Source organism: Streptomyces sp. MBT53 (assembly GCF_016654115.1).
In the GTDB taxonomy this organism is placed as follows: domain Bacteria; phylum Actinomycetota; class Actinomycetes; order Streptomycetales; family Streptomycetaceae; genus Streptomyces.
The window spans coordinates 1-23,296 of sequence record NZ_JAEQAZ010000010.1 but is presented as its reverse complement, the minus strand read 5'-3'; the positions used below and the strand labels follow the sequence as shown (position 1 = coordinate 23,296).

The window sequence follows — 23,296 nt, the reverse complement described above, 5'->3', positions numbered from 1 at the left end:
CTCGTCTCTTGGTGCGGAGCGGCTGTCACACGCGCTCACCTTCTTCCTCCGAGGAGTTGACGAAGACCCGGACCGGGGCCGACCCGACCGTCTGGTGGTCGTCGACCGCCGCAAGGTAACGTTTCCATTCCCTGGCGATCACACCGTGGCGCACGCCACATGAGGGAGTCAAGAGGCGCGATGGTAACGTTTCCCGGGTCAACATCCGGAACAGTGTGGGCAGTTCCGGAGTCGCTGAGCACGCTCGGGCGGCGACTGGCCGACGGGCTGCGGGGCGGTGCGGCGGCGGACATCGTCGAGCGGTGTCTGACCAACACGTGGACGACGTCGATGAGTTGGGGCACTGCGTCGGCGTACGGCCCCGAGGTGTTCGTCAAGACCGGTGACATCCCGGCGATGTGGCTGCGCGACAGCACGGCACAGGTCCGCCCTTACCTCGCGGTGGCCACGGACCCGGCGGTCGGTGACGTCCTGGCCGCCGTCTCGCGCCGGCAGATCCGCTGCGTACTGCTGGACCCGTACGCCAACGCCTTCAACGACGGCCCGACCGGCGCGCACGGCGAACCCTCCGACCAGCCCGCTCCGGGCGACTGGATCTGGGAGCGCAAGTACGAACTCGACTCGCTCTGCGCGCCGTTGCAGCTGGCGTACGCGATCCGGCGGGCGACCGGCCGGGAGGATCACCTCGACGAGGCGTTCCACCGCGCGGCCTGGACGATCGTAAGACTGTGGCGGGCGGAGCAGTCCCACGGACGGGACTCGCCCTACGGGTTCGTCCGCCCGTCCGGCCCGTTCGCCGGTGACAGTCTGCCGCTCAACGGCCGTGGCGCGCCGGTGGGTTGGACCGGTATGACGTGGTCGGGCTTCCGGCCGAGCGACGACGCGTGCGTCCACGGCTATCTGGTGCCTGCCAACGCGCTGGCGTCGGCCAGCCTGCACGGGCTGGCGGAGCTGGCCGCTGCGGTTCTCGACGACACCGAACTGGCCCATGAATCATGGCGGTTGGCGGACGAGATCGACGCCGGGATCCTGGCGCACGCGGTGACCGAGGTCGACAGGTCCGCCGTCCTCGCGTACGAGGTGGACGGCCTCGGGGCGGCACTGCTCTGCGACGACGCGAACCTGCCGAGTCTGCTGAGCCTTCCGCTGAGCGGCTGGTGCGCGCCGGAGGACCCGCTGTACCGGGCGACTCGGAGCTTCGCGCTCTCCGAGGCCAACCCCTCGTACTTCAGCGGCAGTTACGCGTCCGGAATCGGCAGCACGCACACACCCGACCGGCATGTCTGGCCGCTGGCGATCGCCACGGCCGGCCTTACCGGGGACGAGGGCGAGGCGGGTCGGGCCCTGGAGATCCTGGCGGCCACCACCGCCGGTACCGGCTTGATGCACGAGAGCTTCCATGTCGACGCCCCCGGCCGCTTCACCCGGGAGTGGTTCGGCTGGGCCAACGCGATGTTCTGCGAGCTCGCGCTTGAGGTGTGCGGGGAGGGGGTGCGGCAGCTGTTTCCGGTGCATCCACGGGCGCTGCCGGGGGCTCGGGGGCTCCTCTCTCCCTAGAACTGCGAAGGCATCGAGCCCGACCGACGCCTACTCGTCCCCAGCACGGTCGCGTCGCACCAAGTCGGTGACCCGGCCCAGCCACCCTCGGTGACGCGGCCGGTCCTGGACACGACGACCGGTCCCTCCGGCCCTTCGGGGGCCGCGAGCAGTCAGCACGCCGCCGTCCGGTGAGTACGCCGCTGTGTACTCAGCCCCGCTTGTCGTGCCGCCACCGAAATGAACTGCATCTTGGTCGAGGCGGCGTGTCGATCCGCGGATCCCCCGTTCGACGTATGGGTGAAGGCGCGACCCGCGAGGGAATCCGGAGGGGCCGCGGCTCCGTGATCAGCAAGTACTGTCCATTCGTCGACGAGAGGTTCGGGTTGCCGACCGTATGGCCGGCGCCGGACGCCCCGAGGAGAGATCATGCAGATCCACGCCCGTTTGGGCATGAGTGCCGATGGCTATGTGACCACGCCGAACGGGTGGCCCGCCCAGAGCGCCGACCCCGCGTTCGTCTCCGGTCAGAGCCACGGGATCCGGGAGTTCCTCGAAGGCTGCGAGGCGGCGTTGATGGGCCGCACCACCTTCGAGCCCGCGCTCGCCAACAACCGCTGGCCGTGGCCGGACCTCGACGTGTTCGTCCTCGGCTCGCACCGTCCGGACGGCACCCCTGACCATGTCGTCACCGACAGTGACCCGGTGCGGCTGCTGGCGAAGCTCCGCTCGGCGAACCGGGGTGGCGATGTCCACCTCATCGGGGGCCCGCGAACGATCGGGACGTTCCACGCCCTCGGCGCACTCGACACCCTCCAACTGGTCGTGCTGCCGATGCTGTTCGGCGGTGGGATGCAACTGACGCCCATGCTCAGTCCCGACACCGGGCTGGTCTTCGAACGCCAGCGTGCGCTCCCTGGTGGTTCGGTGGAGATCGTCTACTCGTGCAAGGGCAGTCGCGCCGAACTGCCCAGCAAGCCCGCCAGCCAGCGCTGATCCCGGTCGGCCTCACGGCGTGATCGTCAGGCCGTCGTAGTCCGACAGGTCGGTGAGGTTCAGTTGGGCCGGGGTCGTGGCCCCGGTCGTCGTACCCGGCATCACTATGTGGCTCAGGGTGATGCCTGAAATGGGCGCGCCCGGAAGGCCGTTGATGCGGGCCGCGGTCGTACCGGCGTTGCGCACACGGACGTTGGAGATCGTGACGCCGGTGACCGGGCCGATGCCCGCCGTGTTGCCGGTCATCAGCGCGAGCCAGGTGCGGTTGCCGTCGTTGCTGAAGCTGAGCCGTTCGATGTCGATGTCGTCGAACTTGAGGTTCGTCGCGGCCGCCGTGCCGTACTTGTGGTGGACGCCGATGCCGACGGCCGCGTCGTAGACGACGACGTGCTGGAAGGTGACCTTGTTCTGCGGCTCATAGACGCCCTGGCCGACCTTGACGCCGTAGCAATAGGTCCAGGAGACAAGGTCGTTGAAGGTGACGTTGTCGAGGGGGCGGGCGGTGCCGGGGACCGTCTTGTAGATGTCGGCGACGTCGGGCCAGGTCTTGGTGCTGAACGGGTCGTCGAGGCCGATGCCGATGGTGTGGTCGACGGTGACGTTCGTGGACTCCATGACGTCGATGCCGTCGTTCTCGCCCATGTCGAACCTGTTGAACAGCTTGATGTTCCGGAAGGCCAGGTCCGAGGAGCGCAGCGGGATGACCGCCCAACTGCTGGACTCCCGGAAGGTGATGCCGTCGACGGTGAAGCCACTCGTGTAGATCGGGGCGAGGAGGTTCACGCCGAGGTCTGCGGGCGCGAGCGCGGCCTGGCCGTTGCCGTCGATGATGCCGCGGCCGTAGATCTTGATGTTCGTCGAGGAGTACCGGGTGGAGATGAACCAAGTCAGGTCCCGGCCCTGGGAGTTCTTGTGTCCGGTCACCACATAGTGGGCGGCCTCGCCCGTGTAGCGGAGGACCGCGCCGGGTGCGAGGTAGAGCGCGAGGTTGCTGCGCAGGTAGAGGTTGCCGAGGGTGTAGACGCCGGCCGGGACGTACACGATGCCCTGGGTGCCGTTCGTGGAGCCATACGCGGCTGCGTCGTCGAGGGCGGTCTGGAAGGCCGTCGTGGTGTAGGTGCCGGTGTTCGGCTGGGCCGAGTAGGGCGCGCTCTGCACATTGAAGATGCCGGTGCCGCCGGTCGCCGGGCGGTTCCTCTCGGCCGGGTCGGCGGCGATGACCAGGTTGGGGCGGCCGTCCAGCTTGACGATCAGGTACTCGTCGTTCTGGACGGTGAAGGTGAGGGTCGGCCCGCTGACGGTCCCGGTGATGCCGAGCTTCTGCGGGCTGATGCTGTACGCGCCGACGGCCGTGTTGTTGAGCTTGGTGACCGAGATGGTGGCGGTGCCGGTCCCCAGGGCGAGTTGGGCGATGTCGTAGCCCGTGTACTTGGTGACGGGTACGGACGTGCCGTTGACGGTCAACTTGTAGTCGGTGGACGCCGGGTAGACGGACGGGACCGGGTACGCCGACACCGATCCCGCCGCGGCCTGGGCGGGGTGTGGGGTTCCCAGTAGTGCCGCCACGCCTAGCAGGAGTGCGGTGAGTGCGAGGGCGACTCGGCGGTGGAGGGGGCTCTCGGCTCCGGCGATCGGCGTCAGTGGTGATCTCATCCGGTGTCCTCCCGAAGGGCAACGTTTCCATCGCCATGACAACACAATGGTCTGGACCACGGAACCCCCCAGCCCCTGCCGCCCCCTCGCCGATCCGTTGTCACCTCAGGACGAACCTCCGTCGCCCAGGACTCAACTCCCGCAAACAGAACGGCGATCCTCCGGTCCCTCGCCGAATCGCTGCCATATTCGAGAACCACTTCGGAGGTGGCTGTGACGCTAGAGGCGACGACATCCCTGACGGCAGTGACACCCGCGCCGGACCGCACCGCCGGACGGATCGCCGACCTGGAAGAGCGACGGGCGCGGGCCGTGGTCACGGGCGCGCCGAGAAGACACGGGGCGCTCGGTGCGCGGCAGCGGGTCGAACGGCTGCTGGACGCGGGCTCGTTCGCGGAGACCGGTGTGTTCGTACGGGCGAGAGCGGTGGGGGACGGTGCCCAACGGCCGTACGGAGACGGTGTCGTCACCGGGTACGGCACGGTCGACGGACGGCCGGTCTGTGTGTTCGCGCAGGACTCCACGGTCTTCGGCGGCAGCATGGGCGAGGCCTTCGGCGAGAAGACCGTGGCGCTCATGGACCTCGCCCTGAAGACCGGGTGTCCGGTCGTGGGGCTCAACGACTCCGGGGGCGCCCGCATCCAGGAGGGCGTCAACTCCCTCGCGCTGTATGCCGAGTTGGTGCGGCGGAACGTCAAGGCGTCCGGGGTGATTCCGCAGATCTCCGTCGTCCTGGGCCCTTGCGCGGGCGGCGCCGCCTACTCCCCCGCGATCACCGACTTCACCGTGATGGTGGACGGCGCCTCGCACATGTTCGTCACCGGTCCCGACGTCATCGAGGCGGTGACCGGCGAACGCACCACCGCCGAGGAGCTGGGCGGCGCCCGCACCAGCAACTCCGTGAACGGCAACGCCCACTTCCTCGCCGCCGACGAGGGGGACGCGCTCGACACCGTACGCGACCTGCTGTCGTACCTTCCCGCCAACAACCTGGAGCGGCCCCCGGAGTACGCACCCGGAGCCGTCGCCGCCGGGGACCCGCTCGACGAGGTCGTGCCCGACCGGCTCGGTCACGCCTACGACATGCGGGACATCCTGCGCGCGGTCGTCGACGACGGTGAACTCCTTTATGTCCAGGAGCTGTTCGCGCCGAACATCATCTGTGCGCTGGCCCGCGTCGAGGGGGCGAGTGTCGGGGTCGTCGCCAACCAGCCGCTGCACTCTGCGGGGGTCCTCGACATCGACGCCTCCGAGAAGGCGGCGCGGTTCGTGCGGTTCTGCGACGCGTTCGGCATCCCGCTGCTGACCTTCGCCGACGTCCCCGGCTATCTCTCCGGTGTCCACCAGGAGCGGGGCGGCATCATCCGACGTGGCGCCAAACTCCTGTACGCGTACGCCGAGGCGACCGTCCCCAAGGTCACCGTGGTGGTGCGCAAGGCGTACGGCGGCGGGTACGCGGTGATGGGCTCCAAGCATCTCGGCGCCGACCTCAACCTCGCGTGGCCGACCGCGCGGATCGCCGTCATGGGCGCGGAGGGCGCCGTGGGCGTGCTGCACCGGCGTGAACTCGCCGCGGCCGACGACCCGGAGGCGCTGCGGGCCGACCTGGTCGCCACCTACGAGGCCACGCACGGGACTCCGTACCTCGCCGCCGAGCGAGGGTACGTCGACGACGTCATCGCGCCGCGCGACACCCGCGCCCATGTCGGCCGGGCGCTGCGCGCGTTGCGGGGCAAGCGCGCCCCGATGCCGGAGCGGCGGCACGGCAACATCCCGCTCTGACCGCCGAGTTCGCCCCGTGCACGCCCACTCCACCGCCGCTCTCCCTGCTGTTCGTGAGGAGCCCGTCCGATGGACAGTCGCCGCCCGCCGCTCGCGCCCGCGTACCGGACCCTGCCCGAGTACGTACGGCACTGGGTCGAACTCACCCCGCACCGCCGGGCGTTCACCTTCGTCGACCATCCCACCCCCAACTCCCGTGGCGTACACCGCACGTTGACCTGGCAGCGGCTCGATCTGCGCGTACGGGCGCTGGCCGCCCGGCTCGCCGAGCAGGCCGAACCCGGGGCGCGGGTCGCCCTGTTGTGCCCGCAGGGGACGGAGTACATCACCGGGTTCCTGGCGGCGCTGGCCGCCGGGATGGTCGCCGTACCGCTGTATCCGCCCGGTCTGCCGGGGCAGGGCGACCGGCTCGTCGGGGTGTTGGGGAACGCGCGCCCGGCCGTCGTGGTGACCACCGGCCGGGTCCTGGCCGAGGTGACGGACTTCTGCGAGCGCGCGGAGGTGCAAGTCCTCGCGGCGGACCGGGTGCCGGACACCGCCGCCCTCGACTGGCGGGCGCCGGAGCCGGATTCGGACGCGACCGCCTATCTCCAGTACACCTCCGGGTCGACCCGGGCCCCGGCGGGCGTGGAGATCACCCACGCCAACGTCGTCGCCAACGCCCGCCAGGCGCTTGCCGCTTACGGCGCCGACGCGCATCCGGTGACCTGCGTGGGCTGGCTGCCGCTCTACCACGACATGGGGCTGGTGCTCAGCGTCGCGGCCCCCGTCGTGCGCGGGGTGCCGTCGGTCCTCATGGACCCGGCCGCGTTCCTGCACGAACCGGCGCGCTGGCTGAGGCTGTTGGCCGCGCATCCGCGCGCGCTGAGTGCCGCGCCGAACTTCGCCTACGACTACTGCGCCTCCACCGTCACCGAGGCGCAGAAGGAGGGGCTGCGGCTGGACGGGGTCGCCGCGCTGATCAACGGCAGCGAACCCGTCCGGCCCGGCACCGCCGACCGTTTCCACGCCGCGTTCGCCGCCCAGGGGTTGGCGGCGGAGGCGCACTGTCCGTCGTACGGGCTCGCCGAGGCCACCGTGTTCGTCAGCGCCGCCCGGCCCGGCCGGCCGCTCGGCCGGTTCGCCCTCGACCGGGACGCCCTCGCCGCCGGGAAGGCGCTGCCCGCGCGGCCCGAGGATCCACGCGCCGTGCTCCTCGCGGGGTGCGGAACTCCGGTGGGGCAGCGGGTGCGCATCGTCGATCCGGTCGCCCACGCCCTGGTGGCCGAGGGCGAGGTCGGTGAGATCTGGGTGCAGGGCGCCAATGTGGGGCGCGGCTACTGGAACAACTCGGCGGGGACCCGGCGGGTGTTCGGCGCCTCGCTCGGCGCCGACGCGCCGGGCGGTTGGCTGCGCACGGGTGACCTCGGGACCGTCCTGGACGGGCAGTTGATCGTCACCGGCCGGCTCAAGGACCTCATCGTCGTCGACGGCCGCAACCACTATCCGCAGGACGTCGAGGCCACCGCGCAGGACGCGCATCAGGCCGTACGACGGGACCGGCTCGCCGCGTTCGGGGTGCCGGGCGGAACGGGTGGGGTGGGCGGCGCGGGCGAGCGGGTGGTGGTCGTCGCCGAACACACGCGCACCACCAGCCTCGCCGACCTCGACGTACCGGCCCTGACGCGTGCCGTGCGCGCGGCCGTCTCCGCGCGGCACGGGCTGCGGCTCGCCGACGTCGTCCTGGTCGCCCCCGGCACCGTGCCCCGCACCTCCAGCGGCAAGGTGTCACGGGCCCTGACCCGCGCCCGGTATCTGGAGGGCGACTACGCGACGGAGAGCGCGGGATGACGGCCGTCGACGGGAGCGGGACGGGGGAACGGATGACGGCCGCCGCCGAGAACGCGCTGCGGTCCCGGATCGTGGAGCGGGTGGCCGAGTGGTGCGGCACGCCGACGCATGACGTGGCGACGGACCGGCCGCTGGCCGAACTCGGCATGTCCTCGCGTGACGCGGTCGTGCTGGCGGGCGAGTTGTCGCTGCTGACGGGGCACGACCTGCCGGCGACGCTGCTGTGGGAGGCGCCGACCGTGGACGCGTTGGTTGCGCGGGTGTGCGGTACGGACTCCCGCCCTTCCCCGCTGGGCGTTCCCGCACCTGCCGTGCGGGCGGCGCCGGGCGAGCCCGTCGCGGTGATCGGGGTCGGCTGTCGGCTGCCCGGCGGAGTCCACGGACCGGACGGCTACTGGCAGTTGCTGATCGACGGCGTCGACGCGATCAGGCGCGTGCCCGAGGACAGATGGGGCGACTTCACGCCGTTCCCGCCCGCCGAAACCCCCTTGTACGGCGGCTACTTGGACGACATCGCCGGGTTCGACGCCGACTTCTTCCGGATCACCCCGCGTGAGGCCGTGGTCATGGACCCCCAGCAGCGGATCCTCCTGGAGGTCGTCCGCGAGACGCTCGACCACGCCGCCGTCCCGGCCACGGCCCTCGCGGGCACGGCCACCGGGATCTACGTCGGCGTCTCGGCCCCGGAGTACGGCCGTCTCACCGGCGCCGACGCGCACGCCGTCGACCCCTGGGCCCCGGCGGGCGCGGCACTCAGTGTGACGGCGGGCCGACTGGCGTACGTCCTGGACACCCACGGTCCCAACATGGCGGTGGACACGGCCTGTTCGTCCTCTCTGGTCGCCCTGCACCAGGCCTGTGTGAGCCTGCGCGACGGCGAGATCGACACGGCGATCGCCGCCGGGGTCAACGTCCTGCTCTCGCCCGCCGTCGGTGTCGCCTTCGCCCGGGCGGGGGCGCTCGCGCCGGACGGTCGCTGCAAGCCGTTCGCCACGACGGCCGACGGCATCGGGCGCGGTGAGGGTTGTGCGGCGGTGCTGCTGAAACGGCTGTCCGACGCGGAGCGCGACGGTGACCGTGTCCTCGCGGTGATCCGGGCCACCGCGGTCAACTCCGACGGCCGTTCGGGCGGTCTGCTGGCCCCCAACCCGGCCGCGCAGCAAGCCCTGTTGGCCACGGCGTACGGACGGGCCGGACTCGCCCCGGCCCACGTGGACTACGTGGAGGCGCACGGCACCGGTACCCCGCTGGGCGACCCGATCGAGGCGGGCGCGCTCGGCGCGGTGCTGGGCGCGGGCCGTGACCGTGAACAGCCCCTGCTGCTCGGCTCGGTGAAGGGCAACCTCGGCCATCTGGAGTGCGCGGCCGGTCTCGCCGGCCTGGTGAAGACGGTCCTCGCCCTCCACCACGACCTCGTACCGCCGTCGCTGCACGGCACCTCACTCCCCGACGCACGGCTGCGCCTGGTCACCGAGCCCGAACCCTGGCCGCGCTACGGCGGTACGGCCACCGCAGGCGTCTCGGGTTTCGGCTTCGGGGGCACCAACGCCCATGCGGTACTGGAGGAATGGCGGCCGACCGTGCCTCCGGCTCACGGGGCCGGGGAGCCGGCTGCCCGCCTCCATCTCCTCTCCGACCTCGACACCGAGCGGGTCCGCGACAACGCCGCCCGGCTCGCCGCGTGGCTGCGCACGCCCGTGGGAAGCGCGGCCCGCCCCTCCGACGTGGCCCGCACACTCGCGGGACGCACCGGACGCGGGCCGATACGCGCCGCTGTCGTCGCCCGCGACGGACGCGAACTGGCGGACGTACTTGACGCGTTGGCGCAGGGGACCCCGGACCCTCGGGTGGTCACCGACGACCGCGACCGGGTGGGGCGCGGCGGTCCGGTGTGGGTGTTCTCCGGATACGGCACCCAGTGGGCCGGTATGGGACGCCAACTCCTCGCGGAGGAACCGGCCTTCGCCGCCGCCGTGGAGAAACTCGACGCCCAACTCGCCGACGTCTTCGGCTTCTCCCTCCGCGCACACCTGGCCTCCGCCGGTCCGCTCGACCGGCTCAACGTGTCCCAACCAGTCCTGTTCGGAACCCAGTTGGCACTCGCCGAACTGTGGCGGTCCTACGGCGTCGAACCCGCGGCCGTGATCGGCCACTCCCTGGGCGAGGTGGCCGCCGCCGTGTGCGCGGACGCGCTCGACGTGGTGGACGCGGCACGGGTCGTCGCCGTACGGGCCCGGTTGCTCGGTGGGCTGCGCGGGGGCGCGATGGCCGTCGTGGACCTGGAGGACGGTGAACTGCCCGACCTGGAGCAGGAGTTCCCTGGTGTCCACGTCGCCGTGCACTCCTCGCCCCGGCAGAAGGTCGTCACGGGTGACGAGGTGGCGGTCGCCCGGCTGGTGCGGCGACTGGAGGAGCGGGGGCGTGCCGCCCGGGCCATGCGGGTCGTCGGCGCCGGACACTCGCCCCAGGTGGACCCGCTGTTGCCGGAGCTGGTCGAGGCCCTCGCGGACCTCCGGGGACGGTCGCCGCGCATCCCTGTCTATTCCACCGTCCTCGACGACCCGCGCGGCGCCTGCGAGTTCGGCGCCGAGCACTGGGCCGCCAACCTGCGCCGGCCGGTGCGGCTCGACCGGGCTCTCGCGGCTGCTGCGGTGGACGGTCGTACCGCCTTCGTGGAGATCTCGCCGCATCCGGTCCTGGCCAGGGCCATCACCGACACCGTGCCCGACGCGCTCACCGTGGGCACACTGCGCCGCGACGCGGCCGGATCCGCCGCGTTTCTCGGGGAGTTGGGCGCCTTGTACGCGGCGGGGCTGTCGCTGCCGGTACCGGCCGGTCGGGTCGTCGACCTTCCGCTGCCGCGCTGGCGGCACGTCCGATACTGGTGGACGGACGGGCGGGGACGTGCAACAGCTGATCGGTCGCCGGGACCCGCCCCTGTCGTGGAGTCCCCACCCGCTTCAGTGGTGGCCCGAGTCGGTCACCACATCGCCGCCGTCACCGGTCATCCCACGGCCCGCATCACCCCCACGACCGCGTTGGCCGACCTCGGCCTGGACTCCCTGCTGGCCGTCCGGATCCGTACCGCCCTGGACCGTGAGTTCAGGATCGAGCTGCAGCTGCGCGACCTGTTCGACGCCACGACGATCAACGAAGTGGCGGACCGTGTACGGCAGTTGATGGACGAACCGTCCCCGCTCCGCACGCTGCACAGTGGCGGCACGGACACCCCGCTCTTCCTCTTCCACGCCGCCGGCGGCACCACCGACGTCTATCGCGCACTCGCCCAACTCCTGGGCGACGAACGGCCGGTGCACGGTCTCGACCGGATCGAGGACGCCCGTACCGTGTCGGAGAAGGCGCGGCGCTATGCCGACGCGATCAGCGCCGTCCACCCCAACGGACCGTGTGTGCTGGGTGGTTGGTCCTTCGGCGGGTTCCTCGCCCAGGAGACGGCACGCCTCCTCGTCGCCGCCGGGCGGGACGTCGAACTCGTCGCGCTCATCGATTCCGTACGCCCCCTCCACCGGCCCGGCCGTGTCCGCGCCCATCTCACCGGTTTCGCCCGGCACGTCGCCGACACGTATGGCGTCCACCTGTCCTTGCCGTACGACGAGTTGGTGGCCATGGACGACGACAGTGCGCGCATCGACGCCGTGCTGCGCACCCTGCGCGGGGCCGTGCGGGTGTCGCCCGCAGCGCTGGAGCACCAGCGTGCCTCCTACCTGGATCTGCGGATCGGCGAGGCGCACCGCCCGGGCCGGTACGAGGGCCCGGTGGTGCTGTACCGGGCCACGGAACCGGCGCCGCACACCGTGCGCGACCCGGCGTACGAGCGGGACGACGACGCGCTCGGCTGGGACGAGGTGTGCCCGCGCCTGACAGTCGTACCGGTGTCGGGGCATCACCTGTCGCTGCTCGACCCGCCGCACGTCGACGAGATCGCCGCCCATCTGCGGCGGGTGCTGGCCGCGCCGGGCGGAACCGCCGCACCGGCCTGAGGACCCGCCGACCCGACCGAGGAGCCGCCATGCCGCACCACCGCCCCGCCGCCACACCACAGCACCCCTCCGGGATCTCCCCGCGCGCTACCCTCCCGCAGCACCCTCCCAGTGGGATGTCCCGGCGAGCCGCCACGCGGGTCGCCGCGGCCACCGGGCTCGCCGTCCTGTTCGGCGCCACGGCCGGTGTGGGCCGGGCGCGGGCCGCGACGCAGGTCTCGGCGCGGACCTTCGACGTGTCCGTGTCCTCACCCGCGCTGGGCCGCAGCGCGCCGGTGCGGCTGATCCTGCCGTCGGACTTCGCCGCGCAGCCCGCTCGGACGTATCCCGTGCTGTATCTGCTGCACGGGGCGCACGACGACTACACGTCCTGGACCCGGGAGACGGACATAGAGGCCTTCACCGAGGGGCGCGACCTGATTGTGGCGATGCCGGACGCGGGGCCCACCGGTATCCCCAGCGTCTGGCGCGAGGGGCCGGACTACGAGACCTTCCAACTCCTGGAGGTTCCGGCGCTGTTGGCCCGCGACTACCGGGCGTCCGGTGTGCGGGCGGTGGCCGGGGTGTCCACCGGCGGCTACGGCGCGATGGCGCACGCGGCCCGGCACCCGGGCGCGTTCACCGCCGCCGCGTCGTACAGCGGGATCCTCGACACCACGGCGCCCGGAGTGCCCTCCCTGGTGGACGCCATCTTGGCCCGGGAGAGCCTGGCGCCTCGCACGCTGTGGGGCAACCCCCTGTTGAACGGGCTGACTTGGCGGGCCTTCAATCCGCGCGCCCAGGCCGGCGGGCTGCGTGGCACTCCGTTGTACGTGTCCAACGGCAGTGGTGTGGTCGGGGGTTCGGGCGACTGGCTGCCCGAGGCGCTGGAGAGTCTGCTGTGGCCGTCCGCGCACAGTTTCACCGGTGTCCTCGCGCTGCTCGGCATTCCGGTCACCACCCACTTCTATCCGGGGGGAGGGCACAGCTGGGCCTACTGGAAAGGGGAGTTCACCGCCTCGTGGCCGATGCTCGCCGCCGCGCTGGGGCTGCCGGAGTGATGTCGGTGCAGCCGGGGCACGGAACGGAGCGCAGGGGACGACCGTCCAACACGGGACGTCCCCCTCGTCCCACGGGCAACGGTCCGTGGGTGAGCCGCCTCCGGGGGAAAGGAGTGTCCGTCGTGGCCGTCCCCACCCCGCGCGGAGTTCCCGCCGATCCCGCCGCCGCTCCGGTCCCACCCGAGCTGGCCGAGCTGCTGCGCGCCCAACTGCCGCGCGTGGCCGACGAGGTGGAGGAGGAGGTCCGCAGACAGGTGCCCGAGTACGGGCTGCCGTCCGGCGCCGTCTACCGCGAGAATCTGCGGGCCGGTGTGGTGCAGGCGCTCACTCTGTTCATCGACCACATCGCGGACCCGCGCGACCAGCGGTCCGCGATGGCCACGACGTACTACGAGATCGGGCGTGGGGTTGCGCTGGACGGCCGCAGTCTGGACGCGGTGCAGTCCGCGTTACGGGTCGGCGGGCTGCACGCCTGGCGGCTGATGGGGCGGACGGCTGAGGAACTCGGCCTGGACTCGCAAGTCGTGGCCGCGCTGGGCGAGTTGGCGTTCCGTACCGTGCACGAGGTCGCCGAGGCGGCGGCCGCCGGTTACGCGGACGCGCGGTCCGGCAGCGCGGACGAGCTGGAGCGGCGGCGCCGACGGCTGCTCGATCTGCTGCTGGGCGACGGGCCGGTGTCCCCGGAGGAGGTGCACGACCTGGCGCACGGCGCGCGGTGGCGGGTGCCCTCGCGGGTCGCCGTCATCGCGCTGGCGGGGCCCGCGGATCCGCGGGCGGAGGACCGGCCGCCGGCGATGCCCGGCGCGCTGGCCGACATGGAGTCACGGCCGCCGCGCGTGCTGGTACCGGACCCGGAGGGCTACGGCCGGTTCGGCGGGCGGTCGTTCGTGCTCGGCCTGGGCGGCCGTCCGGCGGCGATCGGTCCCACGGTCCCGGTGGCCGAGGCCGCGCGGTCCTTGCGCTGGGCCACGCGGGCGCTGGGGCTGATGGGGCGCGGGGTGCTGCCACGGCAGGGCGTGGTGCTGTGCGCCGACCATCTGTCGACGCTGCTGCTGCACAACGACGAACCGCTGCTCGCCCAGTTGGAGGCCAGGGTCCTGGCACCGCTCGACGCGGCGTCCGAGGGCCAACGCGCCCGGCTGGCCGAGACGTTGCTCGCCTGGCTGCTCAGCGGCAGCAACGTCCCAGACGTCGCCGCGCGGCTCCACATCCACCCGCAGACGGTCCGCTACCGCCTGCGCCAGCTGGAGAAGCTCTTCGGCGAGTCCCTGCACGACCCGGGTACCCGCCTTGACCTGATTCTCGCGTTGCGTTCGGCGGCGTCGCGGGAGAACGAGCGCGACTCACGCGCCGACAAAAACAGGGACGGTTTCTGAATTCCCGTCCATAACACCCGGTGAAACAACGCGAATACCTTCGAGGTGTCCTTTCCACAGGCGCGTCGCACGCGCCCCACCCTCAAAGGATTCTCATGCGTATTCGCTTGTGCCTGGCCGCGCTCTCGCTGCTCGGCGGAGCCGGTCTCGCCACCCTCACCACGCCCACGGCGTCGGCCGCCACCTGCGCGGACCTCGACGTCGTGGCGGCTCGCGGCACCTTCGAGCCGGGGACTCTCGGTCTGATCGTCGGCGACCCGGTGTTCTCCGCGCTCCAGCAGAAAATCACCGGAAAGACCCTCTCCAGCTATGCGGTGAACTATCCCGCCGACCTTTCCCTGACGTCAGCGGCGACGGGAAATCTCGATGTGGTGAACCACGTCAACGCGCAGGTCGCGGCCTGTCCGAATCAGCGTTTCATTCTCGTCGGCTATTCGCAGGGGGCGAATGTCGTCGACAACTCCATAGGAATCAGCAGCGACGGCGCGGTGGTCGGCAGCCCGATCGTGGCGACGATCCCGGCGGCCGTCGAGCCGAGAGTCGCCGCGGTGCTGCTGTTCGGCAACCCGATCCGCGCCCTCGGCAAGAGCGTCACCGGCACCTACCAGAGCCGCACCATCGACTTCTGCGCCACGGGTGACCCCATCTGCCAGAACGGCGGGACGGACGTACTGGCCCACCTCGGCTACACATCCGACGCCGGTGCGGCGGCGACGTTCGCTGCGGGCAAGATCTGAGCCACAACAGCACTGCGGGGCTCGGGAGTTGATCCTCCCGGGCCCCTGTCGCCGTCGGCTACTTGGGTGCCGCGGCGAATCCGGCGAGGCTGCTGGAGACGACCTCGGGTCGGCCGTTGTTCTGCACGGGCGCCGCCGTCAGGACGTCCAAGTGCTGGTATCCGGGGGCGACCACCGGATGCAGGTCTGCTGGGATGCGGCCCGCGAGGAGACCGTCGCCCGCGAGCACGGTGAGTGTCGGGTTGGCCGTCAACCCGCCCGGGTGCACGACGAGTTGCTTCACCTGCGGGGAAGTCGCCAGCTCGATGTCGGTGACCAGCTTGGTCGGGAAGTACTGCTCGGTGAAGTCCAGTGGCTGCTCCCCCATGCTGCGGGCCAGCTCGTGGATGTCGGTGACCTCCTTTGAGGCGTTGGTGAAGGAGGTGCCGTCGGCCGAGCGGTACCCGGGGTCGTCGGCGGCGCCGACCCGGTCGTAGTTCCGCCAGGTGTAGAGCGGGCCGTGCGGCTGCGCCGGAATCGCCTTGTACTCGACGCCGAACAGCTGCGACTGCCCCGAACTCCCGTTGGCGGCGGGGAAGTTCTTGTCGGTGAGCGGTCCGCCGTCGAAGAGGCCCACGCTGCTCTGCAGGAACGCCAGCGGTTCGGAGTTGTCGTCCATGAGCGCGCCGAGCACGGCGTCGTTGGTGAGCCGGAAGTCCTTCACGGCGGGTGATCCGGTGAGGAAGGTTGCGGTGTCCTTGGAGAACAGGAACCGGTTCGTGGCCTCGATGTTGACGTTGGAGGGGAGGTTGGCGGGCAGGTCCGACTCGCCGTCCGGGTCGCGTGCGGCTCCCAGGCCGGCGATGGCGAGCAGGGTCATGGTCTCGGGGTTGAGCAGCACCGGCGCCGACAGGGAACGCGACAGCACCCCGCTGTCGAGCCCCGCCTGCACGACGGCGTAACCGAGCCCGATGTCGGGCAGGTTGGTGTCGTCGGGGATGCTGCCGCTCAGGTCACCGAGCGAGGTGGAGATCGTGGTGTCGAGGGCGAAGTAGCCGGCGCACTGGTTCTGTCCGGCGTCGGCCAGGGTGGCGGGGTTCCCGTCGAAGTCGGCCGCCGCGAAGTACCCGGTGATCACCCCGCCGAGCGAGTGCCCGCCGCACAGCACCTTCCTCTTGCGCGTGCCCTGATCGGGCAACTCGGCGACGAGCAGCTCGTATTCGTCCCGCACGGTCTGCTCGATGCCGAGCTTCGCCATCCAGCCGAGCCGGTCGTTGCCGACGAACCCGGCGAAGGTCCGGCCGCCGACGGCCCTGCCGCGGTAGTAGTAGTCGACGGCCGTGTGCTGGTCGCCGGAGGCGATACCGGTGGGATCCTCAAGGCAGTTGGAGCGCCGGTCCAGGGCCCAGAACTCGAAGTGCCGTCCCTGGGCGGCGGCTTGGGCGACCGTGTCGCGGGCGACGCTGTCGAAGGCTCCGGCTCCTTCCAGGATGCCGGGCTGGGCCACGAGGATCCGGTCGGCGTCGGCCGAGGCGCGCGGCCCGTCGGCGGAGCGGTAGCGCAGATACGACAGCCAGTCGCACGCCGCCGGGCGGGCGCCGAACGACTGCGGTAACGGCACTTTCACCCGCACCACCGACTCGATCACGCCGTCGGCGGGATGCGTCGACGCGACCGTGGTCTCGGTGCGCGCGCTCTCGCCCTGTGCCTGCGGGGCGGCGGCGGTGAGCGTGCCCGCGGTCACCAGTACCGCGAGCGCGGCACCGCGCCATGTCCTCGCCCTTGTCCGTCCTGTGCTGCGACTCGTGTTCATGGCCGGACCGTAGGGCGCTCGTGCCCCGGGGATCAGGCAGTGCTCACAAGAACGCAGCGCACGGCGAAGCGCTTGTCACCGGCCCGCAGAGAACAGGGGGCCTTCCGTGTCCGTCAGACGTCCTTGATCGTCGCGGTGACGGGCGTGCCGGTCTCCACCGTGCGGCTGACCGTGCACAGCCGGTCGTGGGAGACGGTGACCGCCCGGGGCAGGATGGCGCGGGCCCGGTCCCCGGCCTCGCCCTCCGGGAAGGTCACGGAGAAGGTGACCGCGAGGTCGGTCATCCGGTTGCCGAGGTCGTCGCTGACCTTGTTGCCGGTCACCGTGACGGTGAAGCCGTCGGGCTCCGCGTGCCGGGTGGTGGCCACGTCGACGTCGGCCGCGGTGCAGCCCCCGATCGCGGCGAGCAGCAGTTCGACGGGGGTGAACTCGGTGCCGCCGCCGTTCGCGGTGCCGAACTCGACGGTGCCGCCACGGGCGTTGGTGGCGATGAACCGGCCGGGGCCGGTGCGGTCGACGGTGACGAGGCGCTGTGGGTTGTCGCTCATGGTGGCGATCCTCCCAGAGAAGCGGATCACCCGGCGGAGGGCGTGGGGCCGTACGGGACGCGTACGACGGACACAGAACAGAACAACGCAAGATTCCGGTGTTCGACCTGTAGACCGACTCACTCGACTCTGCAATATTTCGATGAAACAACGCAAAATCCTGCCCCACGGTCCTCGCGCACAGCAGCGAGCAGCAGAGCACCGCACCGATCGTCCCGCACCTTTCTGCACCACTCCGTCAGGAATGAGCCGCCCTCGCCGCCCCACCGGCGCGCGAGCCTCCGCAGGAAGCGACCCCCGCATGACTCGACACAAGCAGAGATGCTCCGGGCGGCGCGCAGCGACCGCCGCCCTCGCCGCCACCGTCATGGTCCTGGGCCTGCCCGCCGTCGCCGCGCACGCGGCCGGTGGCCCCAACGCCGCAGCGGACGCCCGGACTTCGGCGGGCAGCACGCGCGGAAAGCACACCGCCGCGAACATCACCGACGGCGACCTCGACACCTACTGGCAGGCCGGGAAGAAGTCGGCCCAGTGGGTGCAGACCGACCTCGGGAAGAGCAAGCGCGTCCGCCAGGTCGTGCTGCGGCTGCCGGAGGGCTGGCAGTCCCGCAAGCAGACGTTCGCGCTCCAGGGCAGCGACGACGGCAAGAGCTTCGCCACCCTCAAGTCGTCGGCGCAGTACGTCTTCGGCCCCGCCAATGACAACACGGTGAAGGTCTCCATCCCCGCGACGCTCGCCCGGTACGTGCGCGCCGACTTCAGCGCCAACTCGGTCGCAGGCACTGCCCAGTTGGGCGAGATGCAGGTCCTCACGACCGCCGCCTCGACCCCCAACCTCGCCCAGGGCAAGCCCTTCAGCGAGAGCGGGCACGCGGACGTCTACGGCGCGGCCAACGCCGGTGACGGCAACCGCGACACCTACTGGGAGAGCACGAACAACGCCTTCCCGCAGTGGCTCCAGGTCGACCTGGGCTCGTCGGTGAAGATCAACCAGGTGACGCTGCGGCTGCCCAGCGGCTGGCCGAGCCGGAGCCAGACCTTCAAGATCCAGGGCTCGACCGACAACTCGAACTTCACCGACCTGACGGCCTCGAAGGCGTACACCTTCGACAGTTCCAACGACCAGTCGACGACGATCAGTTTCGACGCGACCACCACCCGGTACGTGCGTGCGCTGTTCACCGCCAACACGGGCTGGCCCGCCGGGCAGGCGTCCGAGCTGGAGGTCTACGGACCCGTCACCGGCGACACCCAGGCGCCCACCGCCCCGACGAACCTGGCCTACGCCGAACCCGCCACCGGGCAGATCAAGTTGACGTGGAGCGCGGCGACCGACGACACCGCCGTGACGGGCTACGACGTCTACGCCAACGGGCAGTTGAGGGCGAGCGTCGCCGGGAACGTCCTGACCTACACCGACACCCAGCCCGCCGCGAGCGACGTCACGTACTTCGTCCGGGCCAAGGACGCGGCGGGCAACGTCTCCGCGAACAGCAACAGCGTGACCCGCAAGGGGACGGGCGGCGACACCCAGGCCCCGACCGCGCCGGGCAACCTCGCCTACACGCAGTCGGGCAGCGACGTGAAGCTCACCTGGCAGGCGTCGAGCGACAACGTCCAGGTGACCGGCTATGACGTGTACGCCAACGACCAGCTGCTCAAGTCCGTTGCGGGTGACGTGACTTCGTACACCGACACCCCCTCCGCGACAGCCACGGTCACCTACTACGTGAAGGCCAAGGACGCGGCCGGGAACGTGTCGGTGGCGAGCAACAGCGTCACCCGGGCGGGCAACGGGGCGGGTTCCGACCTCGCACAGGGCAAGCCGATCGAGGCCTCCTCGTACGTCTTCACCTACGTGGCCGCGAACGCCAACGACGGTCAGATCGCGACCTATTGGGAGAGCGGGGGCGGCGCCTATCCGGCCACCCTCACCACCAAGCTGGGTGCCAACGCCGATCTGAGTCAGGTCGTCGTCAAGCTCAACCCGGACGCCGCGTGGTCGACGCGTACGCAGAACATCCAGGTGCTCAGCCGTGACCAGGACGCGACCGCGTTCACGAGTCTCGTCGCGGCGAAGGACTACACGTTCAACCCGGCCACCGGCAACACGGTGACCATCCCGGTCTCCGGCGCGGCGGCCGACATCCAGCTCAAGTTCGCCTCCAACACGGGCGCCCCGGGCGGGCAGGTCGCCGAGTTCCAGGTGATCGGCACCCCGGCCGCCAACCCGGACCTGAAGGTCACCGGCATCACCAACTCGCCTGCGGCGCCTGTCGAGTCGGACGCGATCACGCTCTCCGCGACCGTCACCAACAGCGGCAGCAAGGCGTCGAAGGCGACCGACCTGAACTTCACGCTGGGCGGCACGAAGGTCGCCACGGCCGATGTCCCGGTCCTGGCGGCCGGCGCGGCCACGACGGTCACCGCGAGCATCGGCGCCCAGGACGCGGGCAGTTACCCGGTCGGCGCCGAGGTGGACCCGTCGAACAAGGTCATCGAGCAGAACGAGGGCAACAACGCCTTCACCCGCTCCGACGCCCTCGTCGTCAAGCCGGTCTCCAGCTCCGACCTGGTCGCCGCACCGGTGGCCTGGACCCCGTCCAGCCCCTCGGCGGGCGACAACGTCGCGTTCAGCGTGGCGATCAAGAACCAGGGCACGACGGACTCGGCCTCCGGCACGCACGGCGTCACGCTGACGGTCCAGGACGCGAACGGCGCCACCGTCAAGACACTCACCGGCTCCTACAACGGCACCATCGCCTCCGGCCAGACCACCGCACCGATCAGCCTCGGCTCGTGGACGGCCGTCAACGGTAAGTACACCGTCAAGACGGTCATCGCCGACGACGCCAACGAGGTGCCGGTCAAGCGGACCAACAACACCACCACACAACCCCTGTTCGTCGGCCGCGGCGCCGACATGCCGTACGACATGTACGAGGCCGAGGACGGCACGGTCGGCGGTGGCGCCACGGTCGTCGGCCCCAACCGGACCATCGGTGACGTCGCGGGCGAGGCGAGCGGCCGCAAGGCGGTGACCCTCAACTCGACGGGCCAGTACGTCGAGTGGACCACCCGCGCGGCGACCAACACGCTGGTCACCCGCTTCTCGATCCCGGACGGCACCGACTCCACCCTCGACGTCTATGTGGACGGCCAGTTCCTGAAGGCGATCGACCTCACCTCCAAGTACGCCTGGCTGTACGGCAACGAGACCGCGCCCGGCAACTCGCCGAGCGCCGGAACGCAACGCCACATCTACGACGAGGCGAACCTGCTGCTCGGCAAGACCGTCCCGGCAGGCTCGAAGATCCGTCTCCAGAAGGACGCGGCCAACTCCTCCACCTACGCGATCGACTTCATCAACCTCGAACAGGCGACGGCGATCCCGAACCCGGACCCGGCCGCCTACACGGTCCCGGCCGGCTTCTCCCAGCAGGACGTGCAGAACGCGCTCGACAAGGTCCGCATGGACACCACGGGCAAGCTCGTCGGCGTCTATCTGCCCGCCGGCGACTACGAGACCTCCAGCAAGCTCCAGGTCTACGGCAAGGCGGTCAAGGTCGTCGGAGCGGGCCCGTGGTTCACCCGCTTCCGCGCCCCCTCCTCGCAGGAGAACACCGACATCGGCTTCCGCGCCGAGTCCACGGCCAACGGCTCGACGTTCTCCGGCTTCGCCTACTTCGGCAACTACACGTCCCGAATCGACGGCCCCGGCAAGGTGTTCGACTTCTCCAACGTCTCCAACATCACCATCGACAACATCTGGGCCGAACACATGGTGTGCCTCTACTGGGGCGCCAACACCGACAACATGACCATCTCGAACTCCCGCATCCGGGACACCTTCGCCGACGGCATCAACATGACGAACGGCTCCACGGACAACCACGTCGTCAACAACGACGCCCGCGCCACGGGCGACGACAGCTTCGCCCTCTTCTCGGCGATCGACGCGGGCGGCGCCGACGAGAAGAACAACCTCTACGAGAACCTGACGTCGACCCTCACCTGGCGTGCGGCCGGTATCGCCGTCTACGGCGGCTACAACAACACCTTCCGCAACATCCGGGTCGCCGACACCCTGGTCTACTCCGGCATCACGATCTCCTCGCTGGACTTCGGCTACCCGATGAACGGCTTCGGGACCGATCCGACGACGATCGAGAACGTCTCCCTGGACAGAACGGGCGGCCACTTCTGGGGCTCCCAGGTCTTCCCCGCCATCTGGGCGTTCTCGGCCTCGAAGGTCTTCCAGGGCATCCGGGTCAACGACGTCGACATCGACAACTCCACCTACGGAGGGGTCATGTTCCAGACCAACTACGTAGGCGGACAACCGCAGTTCCCGGTGAAGGACACCATCTTCACCGACATCTCCATCACCAACTCCAAGAAGAGCGGAGACGCGTTCGACGCCAAGTCCGGGTGGGGCATCTGGGCCAACGAACTCCCCGAACCCGGTCAGGGACCGGCCGTCGGTTCGGCCACCTTCGTCAACCTGCGGATGAGCGGCAACGCCCAGGACATCCGCAACACCACGTCCACCTTCACGATCAACGTCCAGTAGCTCAGGACATCACCCCATGACGCGGGGCCGCCCTTCCTGACAAGGGCGGCCCCGTTTCACGCTGTTGACGTGCCTACCAGCCGACGGCGACCAGCAGCCACTGCGGACTGGCGTGCGAGATGAAGGAGGACTGGCCCGCGACGTCGTCGTAAGGGAAGCCGTAGGCAAGCTGGTTGATGGCGTTGTCGTGCCAGAACTTGGCGTAGTAGTTGGCGGGTGCCGCCTTGTAGAACTGCGCCGGGTCGGACTGCTGCGACGCCGGCAGGGTCGCCACATGGCGGTTGAGGGCGGCGCACATGTTGGGGTCGGCCGCCAGTGAGGCCGCGCAGCCGAAGATGTCGGAGGTGGCCGCGTTCACGCCGACCGACTGGGCGTACGACGTGAAGTAGCTGGCGTTGGCGCCGCCCGTGCGGAAGCTCGGGTCGCTGCCGGGCGCGATGATCCGGTACGGCGCCTGGGTCTGGGCCAGCACCTTGAACTGGGTCGGCACCGCGTCGGTGAAGCGTTGGAAGGTGGTCGCGCGGTCCTCGGCGAAGGTGGCCCGGTTCTCGCCGACCTCGGTGTCGTAACCGTCCTTGCTGTGCAGGCGCATGGCGAGTTTGAGGCCGAAGGCGTCGACGCGGGTGGTGTTGCCGTTGAAGACGTTGCTGCCGACCGTGAACTCGATGAAGTCGTAGTACGAGCTGGTGGGTGAGCCGAGGTAGAAGTACATGCGGCCCGCGGAGTTGGCGGGCATGTCGAGGTAGGGCTGTTCGGCGATGGAGTGCGTCTGCCCGTTGAAGCTCCAGTACACCTGGCTGTCGGGGTACTTGCCGTTGGTGCGGTTGAGGATCTTCACCTCCACGGCGTTGTTGGCCGCGGGGATGTCGCTGGTGCTGCCCCAGAAGTCGTCGGGCGGGGTGGTGCTTCCGGGGCCGTAGACCTGGAACTCCCAGAGGGAGTAGCCCCATTGGGTGGCCCGGGCGGTGCCGTAGACGCGGACGTAGCGTCCGCTGCCGGTGAGGGTGATGTTCTGGGTGCCGCCGGTCGAGGTGGTGGTGGAGTAGACGGTGGTCCAGGTGGTGGCGTCGGTCGAGGTCTGGATCTGGTAGCCGGTGGCGTAGGCGGTCTCCCAGTTCAGCGAGACGCGGGTGAGCTGCTGGACGGTGCCGAGGTCCACCTGTATCCACTGCGGATCGGCGAAGGCGGAGGACCAGCGGGTCCCGGTGTTCCCGTCGACGGCGGCGCTCGCGGGGAAGGACGCGCTCTCGGTCGAGGACGCGACGGCGGGCCGTCCCTGGGACAGGAGTTGGTCGGCGGCGCGGGCGGGCGAGGGGGTCAGGGCGGCGAAACAGGCGACGATCAGGACGACGACCAGACCGAGAGCGGTGCGGGAACGTAGGGCGGCGGGTGAAGGTCTGCCGGTGGTCTGCATGGGGGGTCCTACCTTTCT

At 70.6% G+C, this 23,296-nt stretch carries 13 protein-coding genes; 9 read left to right on the top strand and 4 right to left on the bottom strand.

The genetic code is table 11. From position 1 onward, the window contains the following. Positions 1–213 precede the first annotated feature (213 nt). Positions 214–1,557 carry a glycoside hydrolase family 125 protein gene (locus tag JHN45_RS05970; RefSeq protein WP_200711170.1) on the top strand — a complete coding sequence of 448 codons (1,344 nt, stop codon included), beginning with the start codon at positions 214–216 and terminating at the stop codon, positions 1,555–1,557. 408 nt (positions 1,558–1,965) lie between these two features. Next, positions 1,966–2,532: a dihydrofolate reductase family protein gene (locus JHN45_RS05965; RefSeq protein WP_200711171.1), complete on the top strand. Its 567-nt coding sequence runs from the start codon at positions 1,966–1,968 to the stop codon at positions 2,530–2,532. A gap of 12 nt (positions 2,533–2,544) precedes the next feature. On the opposite strand, the gene JHN45_RS05960 is transcribed toward JHN45_RS05965, so the two are convergent. After that, entirely contained in the window at positions 2,545–4,185 is a 1,641-nt protein-coding gene (locus tag JHN45_RS05960; RefSeq protein WP_200711172.1) for a glycosyl hydrolase family 28 protein, read from the bottom strand. Positions 4,186–4,431: 246 nt separating this feature from the next. Between JHN45_RS05960 and JHN45_RS05955 the strand changes: the two genes are divergently transcribed. The 6 genes from JHN45_RS05955 to JHN45_RS05930 all read left to right on the top strand — a co-directional run bounded on the left by JHN45_RS05955 (position 4,432) and on the right by JHN45_RS05930 (position 14,951). Continuing rightward, positions 4,432–5,967, top strand: coding sequence for an acyl-CoA carboxylase subunit beta (locus tag JHN45_RS05955; RefSeq protein WP_200711178.1), 1,536 nt, complete (start codon positions 4,432–4,434; stop codon positions 5,965–5,967). 69 nt (positions 5,968–6,036) lie between these two features. Then, complete coding sequence (locus JHN45_RS05950) at positions 6,037–7,797, top strand: fatty acyl-AMP ligase (RefSeq protein WP_201048305.1); 1,761 nt, start codon at positions 6,037–6,039, stop codon at positions 7,795–7,797. Continuing rightward, positions 7,794–11,798, top strand: coding sequence for a type I polyketide synthase (locus tag JHN45_RS05945; RefSeq protein ID WP_236583413.1), 4,005 nt, complete (start codon positions 7,794–7,796; stop codon positions 11,796–11,798). The genes JHN45_RS05950 and JHN45_RS05945 overlap by 4 nt, the downstream gene beginning before the upstream one ends. 116 nt (positions 11,799–11,914) lie before the next feature. Continuing rightward, the gene (locus JHN45_RS05940) at positions 11,915–12,838 is read left to right on the top strand and encodes an alpha/beta hydrolase family protein (protein ID WP_201048304.1); all 924 of its coding nucleotides are present in this window, start codon (positions 11,915–11,917) and stop codon (positions 12,836–12,838) included. Between the two features lie 122 nt (positions 12,839–12,960). Next, on the top strand, positions 12,961–14,214 hold the full coding sequence (locus JHN45_RS05935; RefSeq protein WP_201048303.1) for a CdaR family transcriptional regulator: 1,254 nt from the start codon (positions 12,961–12,963) through the stop codon (positions 14,212–14,214). A 95-nt stretch (positions 14,215–14,309) separates the two neighbouring features. Continuing rightward, complete coding sequence (locus JHN45_RS05930; protein ID WP_201048302.1) at positions 14,310–14,951, top strand: cutinase family protein; 642 nt, start codon at positions 14,310–14,312, stop codon at positions 14,949–14,951. Positions 14,952–15,009: 58 nt separating this feature from the next. Here the strand turns inward: JHN45_RS05930 and JHN45_RS05925 are convergent, their stop codons facing one another. Together JHN45_RS05925 and JHN45_RS05920 are read right to left on the bottom strand one after the other, a co-directional pair. Further along, positions 15,010–16,743: a hypothetical protein gene (locus JHN45_RS05925; RefSeq protein WP_236583411.1), complete on the bottom strand. Its 1,734-nt coding sequence runs from the start codon at positions 16,741–16,743 to the stop codon at positions 15,010–15,012. Between the two features lie 113 nt (positions 16,744–16,856). Then, positions 16,857–17,291 carry an OsmC family protein gene (locus JHN45_RS05920; RefSeq protein WP_201048301.1) on the bottom strand — a complete coding sequence of 145 codons (435 nt, stop codon included), beginning with the start codon at positions 17,289–17,291 and terminating at the stop codon, positions 16,857–16,859. 301 nt (positions 17,292–17,592) lie between these two features. Here JHN45_RS05920 and JHN45_RS05915 point away from each other — a divergent pair, with 301 nt between their 5' ends. Then, positions 17,593–21,864 carry a discoidin domain-containing protein gene (locus tag JHN45_RS05915; RefSeq protein ID WP_201048300.1) on the top strand — a complete coding sequence of 1,424 codons (4,272 nt, stop codon included), beginning with the start codon at positions 17,593–17,595 and terminating at the stop codon, positions 21,862–21,864. A 73-nt stretch (positions 21,865–21,937) separates the two neighbouring features. Here JHN45_RS05915 and JHN45_RS05910 read toward each other — a convergent pair whose 3' ends face one another. Continuing rightward, a complete protein-coding gene (locus JHN45_RS05910) occupies positions 21,938–23,278 on the bottom strand; it encodes a beta-1,3-glucanase family protein (RefSeq protein WP_201048299.1) in 1,341 nt (446 codons plus the stop codon). Positions 23,279–23,296: the final 18 nt, after the last annotated feature.